General features: G+C 63.2%; 3 protein-coding genes. 1 reads left to right on the top strand and 2 read right to left on the bottom strand.

What is annotated here, in order from left to right; all coding sequences use genetic code 11:
- The coding region (locus HYE77_RS30450) for an efflux transporter outer membrane subunit (RefSeq protein ID WP_256347537.1) at positions 1 to 1,455 on the bottom strand (1,455 nt) is incomplete at its 3' end.
- Positions 1,455 to 2,249 (bottom strand): helix-turn-helix transcriptional regulator, encoded by a 795-nt coding sequence (locus HYE77_RS30445; protein WP_008430236.1) that lies wholly within the window; start codon positions 2,247 to 2,249, stop codon positions 1,455 to 1,457. The genes HYE77_RS30445 and HYE77_RS30450, both read right to left, overlap by 1 nt.
- Before the next feature lie 486 nt (positions 2,250 to 2,735).
- Here HYE77_RS30445 and HYE77_RS30440 point away from each other — a divergent pair, with 486 nt between their 5' ends.
- A complete protein-coding gene (locus HYE77_RS30440) occupies positions 2,736 to 9,017 on the top strand; it encodes a non-ribosomal peptide synthetase (protein ID WP_177070323.1) in 6,282 nt (2,093 codons plus the stop codon).
- The last annotated feature ends 104 nt before the right edge of the window (positions 9,018 to 9,121 follow it).

Here is a 9,121-nt window from a genome sequence, read left to right as displayed (position 1 = left end):
AAGGGCGGAAGCATAAGCCGCCGTGACCGAAGAAACGGATATGCCCCCACCCCCATCCCCACCCCCAGCAGAATCACCCTCCCACCCCCCACCCAACGCCGTATACAAATTCACCTCCGCCACCAACTGCGCCAACCGATCAACAATCAACGCCTGCTGCGAACTGAACAACGACCGCTGCGCATCCAGAAACACCAGATTACTGTCCACCCCACTGCGATACCGGTGCTGAGCCAGGTCGTAATACGTCTGGTTGGCCCGAACAAAATCCCGCTGCGCCGCCAGTTGCTCGTTATACGTTTGCCGCGCCGCCAGCCCGTCCGAGACTTCCTGGAACGCGGTCTGAATCGACTTCTCATACTGCGCGACATAAATGTTCTTCTGAATCTTCGCGTAATCCAGGCTGGCCCGCAGGCTGCCCGCGTTGAAGATCGGCAGATTGATCTGCGGCTGGAACCCCCAACTCCCCGAGCCCCCCTGGAACAATCCCGACAGATCCTTACTCGAGGTGCCCGCGTTGGCCGTCAGCGTAACCGAAGGAAAAAACGCCGCCCGCGCCGCGCCAATATTCGCGTTGGCCGCCTGAAGCTGATACTCGGCCTGCACAATATCCGGCCGCCGTTGCAGCAGGTCCGACGGCAACCCGGCCGGCACCCGGGCTACCAGGTCGTCGGACAGCGGCTGTGCCGGCAAAGAATCCGGCACCGGCCCACCCACCAGCAACGCCAGGCTGTTGAGGTCCTGGGCCACCTGCCGCTGGTAGCGCGCAATGCTTGCCCGGGTACTTTCGACGCTGGTCCGGGCCTGGATCACATCGATCGACGTCGCCTTGCCCGCCGTTTTACTGCGCGACGTCAGACGCAGGCTGTGCTCGTCCGAGGCCAGCGTCTGCCGGGCCAGGGCCAGCAGTTCCTGGTCGGCGCGCCAGGTCAGGTAAGCGTTGGCGACGTTGGCCACCAGGCTCAGTTGCGCGCTGCGCCGAGCTTCTTCAGTGGCCAGGTATTGCAGCATCGCCTGCTCACTGAGGCTGCGTACGCGGCCGAAAAAATCCAGCTCGTAGGCGCTGACGCCCAATGTCGCCGAATAGGTAGAGGTGATCGCAGACTTGCCGGTGGTAGTGGCGCGCCGCGGGACTTTCTGGCGGTTTTCGGCACCCGTGGCAGACACCGCCGGGAACAGGTCGGCACGCTGGATGCGGTACTGCGCCTGGAACGCTTCGACATTCAGCGCCGCCACCCGCAGGTCACGGTTATTCACCAGGGCCTGGCCAATCAACTGCCGCATCACCGGGTCACGGAACAACTGTTGCCAGTCAGGCCCGGAGGCCGATGGCCCCACCCGGTCCGCGTTATACACCGGGAAGTGCGCCGGGGTCGGTGCCTCGGGCCGCTGATAGTCCGGGATCAACGAACACCCGCCAAGCACACACGCCACGCCGAGCATCAGTTTTTTCATCACGCGCCAACCATCCATTTGGCCAGGCCATGCCGGCCACTCACGCCCAGTTTGGCCGCCGCGCGCTTGAGGTAGGTTTCGATGGAGCTGTTTTTCACGCTGAGTTTCTCGGCCATCTGCGGTACGGTTCCGCCGGTCAACAACCCCAGGCAAACCTCCTGTTCCCGCGCCGATAAGGTGATGTCACTGAGTGACAGGCGTTTATAGAATTCGCGCTGCAATTGCGACTGCTCCAACGGAGTTTTAGAGGGCTCGGGCGCTACCGGCGGGGCCTGTCGATTGATCTGCGCGTGGCGCTCGATCAACGGCAGCAAAGTTTCCGAAAGGCTCTTGAGAAACGACAGCTGCGCCAGGGAAAAGGCGCGTTGGGTGTGGGGGCGGTAGAACGAAATCACGCAGCGCCGATTGGCCTGGCGCGATACCAGGTTGCACTGATGGGAGGTGCCGCGAGTGTGGGTGCTGTCGGCCTTGGCATTCATCTGGATCAACAGCGGGTCGTTCATGCCGAGCATTTTTTTCAGCAGCGGATGATCGTCGCGGTGATGCAGGGTGCGCGGTGGCGGCAGGTCCTGCTTCAACCCGTCGCTGCCAAGTAACTTGATATCGAGCACGCAGGCCTGGTGCTCGTCGAGGGTCCATTCACTGAGGTCCACCAAGTGAACCGGTACCAGCTTGTTGACCAGTTGCAGCATGTTCGCTGCGAAGTGTTCAGTGCCGGTGCTTGAAATCAACTCTCCCAACTCGAAATAAAAATGCGGATTTTCCATATTCCGAATACTGCTGGTCAGACTCATAGCCATCTCATCCTTGATGTCGAAAACCGTCAACGGTTGCCCGTACGTGTGCAGGCCTCCCGTTCTCCTTGAACCTGGGTCGGTGCTCGAGGCTTCATTTAGCCACGTGGATTTGTCCTACGTATGTAGCGGAAACGAGGGACACAACCTGCCATAAAAAGCGCGCCATTATTTCGTCATTTCCGACAGGGATATAGGCTGAAGCTGCAGGGTAAAAGGATTTTAGAGTTTGTTAACTAGTTGATATAAAACATATTTACTCAATTTTCTCGAAATGCTCGGCTATATGGCATCGGCCAGATGTAGCCAATCTCCTACATCCATTTAATCGTTTCAGCACTGAACCATCAGCCAACCCCGGCGCGGTACCCGGGCTGTCCGGGTTTCGGGTGACATACGGCCCTCCGGGGCGATGCTTAAATCCCGTTGATTTCGCCTCAATGGGGCGTTGTGCGCCTTATCGACACCTCACATGAGAAGGATCTTATGACGTATTTCCCCCTGACCGCCGCCCAGCGGGATATCTGGCTCGACCAACTGCGCCTCGGTGACTCGCCGCTGTACAACATCGGGGGTTATATCGAACTCACGGGCACCGTGAATCCCGCATTGATCCAGCGAGCCATCGAGCACCTGGTGGCCAAGCACGACGCATTGCGTACGGTGTTGCAAGTGGCGGCCGATGGCTTGCCACGGCAGGCGTTTGCCGAGGCCATGGCGGTATCGGTGCCGCAGCATGACGTCTCGCGCCAGCCGGATCCCCACGCGGCCGCCGAGGCCTTGTTGCAGGCGCAGATGGCGCGAGCCTATGCGCTGGTCGACGAGCCGTTGTTCCGCTTCTTCCTGGTCAAGCTCGATGACCAGCATTACCGCCTCGGCACCCAGGCTCACCACCTGATTCTCGATGGCTGGGGCTTTGGCCAGATGCTGCAATCCCTTGCCGGTATCTACAGCGCCCTGGAGCAGGGCCGGCAGCCGGACCTGTCGGCGCCGTCCTATATCGACTTCATCGACAACGATGAACGCTATCGCGAGTCGGCCCGTTACGCCCGGGACCGCAGCTACTGGCTGGACAAATACCAGGCGCTGCCAGAGCCGCTGCTGACGCGCCGTTACCAGGCCAAGGGCGATGCGCCGAGCAACACCCTGGTAGCACCGTTTCCGGCGGCGCTGCTCAATCGCATGGCGCGGGCGGCGAACCATTACCAGGCGTCGGCGTTCCATGTGTTATTGGCGGCGATGTACCTGTACTTCAGCCGCACCGGCCAGCGCCAGGAGTGGGTGGTGGGGCTGCCGATACTCAACCGTTCCAATGCACGCTTTCGTTCGACCCTGGGGCTGTTCACCCAGGTCAGTGCCGTGCGCTTGCAGTTCCGCGACGACCTGCCTTTCAGCGCCCTGGTGCGTGGCGTGCGCGACCAGCTCCAGCAGGATTTTCGGCATCAACGTTTCCCGCTGAGCGAGATGAATCGCGAGCTGGGTTTGCTGCGCGCCGACCGCGGCCAACTGTTCGACCTGTCGGTGTCCTATGAGCAGGACGACCATGAATTTCGCTACGGCCAGGCATCGGCCCGGGCGATCAAGGTGTCCAACCACCATGAGCCGTTGCCGCTGGCGATTCACTTGCGCAGCAATCGCTACCACGACACGGCGTGCCTGCACTGCGTCTACAACGAGGCGTACTTCCAGGCACACGAGGTGCAGGCCCTGGCCGATCGCCTGGTGTATGTGCTGGAGCAGGGGCTGGAAAACACCGCGCTGCCCCTGGCTGACTTCTCGCTGATAACGCCCGAGGAAACCGCGCAGTTGCAACGCTGGAACGCCACCGCCCAGGCCTATCCCGCAGCGCAAACCCTGCATGGGCGCGTCGAGGCCCAGGCCGCGGTGACCCCGCATGCGGTGGCGGCGGTGTATCAGGGGCAGCGATTGACGTATGACCAATTGAATCAACGGGCCAATGCCCTGGCGCGGCAGCTATTGGTGCTCGGGGTAAAGCCCGACGACCGTGTGGCGATCGTCGCCCGGCGCGGCCTGGAGACGCTGGTGGGCTTGCTGGGGATTCTCAAGTCCGGCGCCTGTTATGTCCCGGTGGACCCGGCCCATCCTGCCGAGCGCCTGCACTACCTGCTCGATGACAGCGCGCCGGTGGCGGTGCTGACGCAGACGGATTTGCTCGAGCGTCTACCGGTATTGAGCGTGCCGGTCATCAATCTGGACCACGCCACGGCGCAGTTGGCGCGCAACCCGCAAGTGGCGATGACACCCGCCAACCTCGCTTATGTGATCTACACCTCGGGCTCCACCGGCCTGCCCAAGGGCGTGATGGTGGAGCACCACACCGTGGCCAACCTGGTGGACTGGCATTGCCAGGCCTTCGATTTGCACGCGGGCAGCCATACCGCCAGCGTTGCCGGTTTCGGGTTTGACGCCATGGCCTGGGAGGTCTGGCCAGCGCTGTGCGTGGGCGCGACCTTGCACTTGCCGCCGACCCACGACGGCGCCGAAGACATCGACACGCTGCTGGCCTGGTGGCGCGCGCAACCACTGGACGTATGCTTCCTGCCCACGCCGGTGGCCGAGTATGCGTTCAGCCAGAATATCGAACACCCGACTTTGCGCACGCTGCTGATTGGTGGCGACCGCCTGCGCCAGTTCAACCAGGCGCGCAGTTTCGCGGTGATCAACAACTACGGTCCCACTGAAGCCACCGTGGTTGCCACCTCGGGCCTCGTTGAGGCCGGGCAGGCGCTGCACATCGGCAAACCCATCGCGAATGCCGCGGTCTACCTGCTGGATGAGCAACAGCGGCCGGTGCCCATCGGTACTGCAGGCGAGTTGTACGTCGGCGGGAAAGGCGTGGCGCGGGGCTATTTGAACCGCCCGGACATGACCGCAGAGCGCTTCCTTGATGACCCATTCAACCCAGGCCGCATGTACCGCACCGGCGACCTGGCGCGTTGGCTGCCGGATGGGAATATTGAATATTTGGGCCGCAACGACGACCAGGTAAAAATTCGCGGCGTGCGTATCGAGCCGGGGGAAATCGAGTCCGCCCTGGCGGGTCATGAAGGGGTCACCGAAGCGGTGGTGCTGGTACGCGAGGGGCAGCTGTTGGCCTGGTTCACCGAGCATGCGCCGGTAGCGATTGAAGCGCTTCGCGCCCATCTTAAATCACGCTTGCCGGATTACATGGTGCCGCAGGCCTACGTAAAGCTGGACGCGCTGCCCCTGACGGCCAACGGCAAACTCGACCGCAAGGCCTTGCCGGCACCCGGTGCCGATGCATTTGTCAGTCGAGTCTACGAGGCCCCAGAAGGGCCTACGGAAATCGCCCTGGCGCAGATCTGGGCCGATGTGCTGCACGTCGAGCGGGTGGGGCGGCATGACCATTTCTTCGAGTTGGGCGGCCATTCGTTGTTGGCGGTCCAGTTGGTGCAGCACATGCGCCAGGTCGGGTTGCAGGCCGACGTGCAGGTGCTGTTCGGCCAGCCGACCCTGGCCGCACTGGCGGCAGCGGTTGGCCAGGGCACCGAGCTTGATGTGCCGGCCAACCGTGTTCCGGCGGGTTGCCAATTGATTACTCCGGACCTGCTGGCGCTGGCCGAACTGGACCCGCCGACGATAGAACGCATCGTCGCCGCGATCCCCGGCGGCGCCGCCAATGTGCAGGAGATCTACCCGCTGGCGCCGTTGCAGGAAGGCCTGCTGTATCACCACATCACTGACGAGCGCGATCCGTACCAGCAACACGCGATGTTCAGCTTTGCCCGCCGTGAACAGCTGGAAGCGTTCGCCCAGGCGCTGCAACAGGTGATGGACCGCCATGACATCCTGCGCACGAGCCTGGCGTGGGATGCCCTCGAACAACCGATGCAAGTGGTGTGGCGCAAGGCGATTCTGAACGTGCAACCGGTGGCCCTCCAGGGGGACTCAATTCTCGAACAACTGCGCGAACGCCAGCGGCCACTGGACTTGCGCAAGGCGCCGCTGATGGCCCTGGATTACGCCGAAGACCGGCAGAACTGCCGTTGGGTGGGCATGCTGCGTTTCCACCACCTGGTGAACGACGCCACATCGACGCAAGTACTGATGGCGGAAATCCAGGCTCATCTGCTTGGCCAGCAACAGCAATTGCCGGCGCCGGTGCCCTATCGCAACGTGGTCGCCCAGGCCCGGTCAGCGGAACGCCAGGCCGGGCACGAAGCGTTCTTTCGCGAGCGGCTGGCGGATGTCGACGAGCCGACCCTGGCCTTCGGTTTACAGGTGCACCAGGCGGATCGGCGTGACACCGAGGAAGCCGACGTGCTGCTTCACGACGCACTCGGCCAGTTGTTGCGTGAGCAGGCCCGCACCTTGGGTGTCAGCGCGGCGAGCCTGTTTCATCTGGCGTGGGCCCAGGTACTGGGTCGCGTCTCGGGCCGTGACGATGTGGTGTTCGGTACGGTTCTGCTGGGGCGTTTGCAAGCAGGTGAGGGCGCCGACCGTGCCCTGGGCATGTTCATCAACACCTTGCCGCTGCGGGTACGCCTGGCGGGGGTGACGGTGCGCGAGGCGATCAGGCAGACGCAGCAGCAACTCAGCGCCTTGCTCGCCCACGAGCAAGCGTCACTGGCGTTGGCCCAGCGTTGCAGCGGCGTCGCACCGCTGTTCAACAGCCTGCTGAATTACCGGCATGTCTCGGTCGAGGCACTCGAGGTGCTGCAGCCCGGCATCGAATTGCTGAGCAGCGAAGACATCCTCAGCTACCCACTGATGCTGACGGTGGACGACCTGGCCAGCGGTTTCCGGCTCAAGGCCAAGGCGCCCCGCAAGGTCGGTGCCCAGCGCCTGCTGGACTACCTTGGCACGGTGCTGGCGGGATTGGTGGAGACGCCCGAGGCGCCGCTGTTCGATGTGCAGGTGCTGCCCGCGACCGAACTGCAACAGCAACTGGTGGACTTCAACGCCAGCGAAACCGACTACCCCGTGGACCAGACCGTCCACGCCCTGTTCGAAGCCCATGCCCGGCACACACCTCACGCGGTGGCGGTGCAGGCCGGTGAGCAGCAACTGACTTACCGCCAGCTCAACGAGCGCGCCAACCGCCTGGCCTATCACCTGCGCGAGCGCGGCGTGCAGCCGGATTCGCGGGTCGCCTTGTGTGTCGAGCGCGGGTTGGACCTGGTGGTGGGCTTGCTGGCCATCCTCAAGGCGGGGGGCGCCTATGTACCGTTGGACCCGGGCTACCCTCGCGAGCGTCTCGCCTACATGCTGCAAGACAGCGCGCCGGTCGCCTTGCTGGTACACGGCGCGACCCGGGATTTGCCGGGGGAGGTGTCGATACCGGTGATCGACCTCGACCACGGCGCCTGGCAGCAGGCGCCTGAAGGCAACCCGCGAGTGCCGGGGCTGAGCGTGCGCAACCTGGCGTACGTGATGTACACCTCCGGCTCCACCGGCACGCCCAAGGGCGTGATGATCGAGCATCGGGGCCTGGGCAACCTGATGCACTGGGGCTCGCAACTGTGCCCGAATGCCGAGGGTGGCGCGTTGTTGCAGCGGGCGCCGTTCAGTTTTGACGGTTCGGTGTGGGAGCTGTTCTGGCCGCTGACCAATGGCATGCGCCTGGTCCTGGCGCGTCCCGATGGGCACCGTGAGCCGGCGTACCTGGCGCAGGTGATTCGTGAGCAACAGGTCAGTGTGATCAAGTTTGTGCCGGCGATGTTGCAGCAGTTTCTGGAGCTGGAGGAGTCTGCGCTTTGTACCAGCCTTACCGACGTTTTATGCGGTGGTGGGGAGCTGACAGAGGCCTTGGCCCGTGGGGTTCAGGCGCGGTTGCCCAAGGTGCGCTTGCATAACGTCTACGGACCGACCGAGGCGACGGTGGACAGCAGTGCCTGGACGCTGGAGCCGGGTGCGCCGGTGCCGGGGGTGCAGTTGCCGATTGGGCGGGCCATCAGTAATACCCGGCTTTACGTATTGGATGAGCATGATCGGCCGGTGCCGCTGGGGTGCAGTGGGCAGTTGCATATCGGCGGGGTGGGCGTGGCTCGCGGGTATCTGGGGTTGGCGCAGATGACGGCGGAGCGGTTTATCGATAGCCCGTTTGTGGCGGGGGATCGGTTGTATCGCACGGGGGATCTGGTGCGGTATTTGCCGGACGGGAATCTGGAGTTTCTGGGGCGCAATGACTTTCAGGTGAAGCTGCGTGGGGTGCGGCTGGAGCTGGGGGAGGTTGAGGCACGGTTGGCGGCGCATCCTGCATTGCGCGAGGTGGCGGTGTTGATTCGGGATGAGCGGTTGGTGGCGTATTTCACTGTTCGTGATGCGGTGCCGGGGCTTGAGGCGTTGCGCAGTTACATGGTGGAGGGGTTGCCTGAGTACATGGTGCCTTCGGCGTTTGTGCGGGTGGAGGTGTGGCCGCTTAATCCGGCGGGGAAGCTGGATCGCAAGGGGTTGCCGGAGCCTGGGGTGGAGGCGGTTTTGAGTCGTGCCTATGAACCGCCTCGGGGGGAGGTGGAGGCGGTGATTGCGGGGGTTTGGGCTGAGGTGTTGAAGCTGGACCGGGTGGGGCGTCAGGATCACTTTTTTGAGTTGGGAGGGCATTCGTTGTTGGCCGTGGGGGTGGTGGCGCGGCTGCGTAAGGCGGGGTTGGAGGTGGATGCCCGGTCGTTGTTCAGTCAGCCGACGGTGGTGGGGTTGGCGGGGGTGGTTGGGACGCGGGTGGAGCGGGTGGAGGTGGTGCCTGCTTTGGGGATTCCGCAGTTGGGGCGTAGACGTAGGATTTGAGTGGTGGTGTGGTGTGTATATCCGTTATTTAGGTAACGGCCACCTATGGTTCCGCTCTTACAGCGGCTCACTTTGGAAAAGCCCCAAAGTAAGCAAAGGGCTCT

Source organism: Pseudomonas sp. IPO3774, assembly GCF_013386835.1.
GTDB lineage: Bacteria > Pseudomonadota > Gammaproteobacteria > Pseudomonadales > Pseudomonadaceae > Aquipseudomonas.
The sequence above is the reverse complement of the archived record's forward strand: the minus strand, read 5'-3'. Positions and strand labels throughout refer to the sequence as shown.

Excerpts from the sequence above, each read along its gene's own strand:
- HYE77_RS30445 (WP_008430236.1), bottom strand. The coding sequence starts at position 2,249 with ATGAGTCTGACCAGCAGTATTCGGAATATGGAAAATCCGCATTTTTAT.
- HYE77_RS30440 (WP_177070323.1), top strand. The coding sequence starts at position 2,736 with ATGACGTATTTCCCCCTGACCGCCGCCCAGCGGGATATCTGGCTCGAC.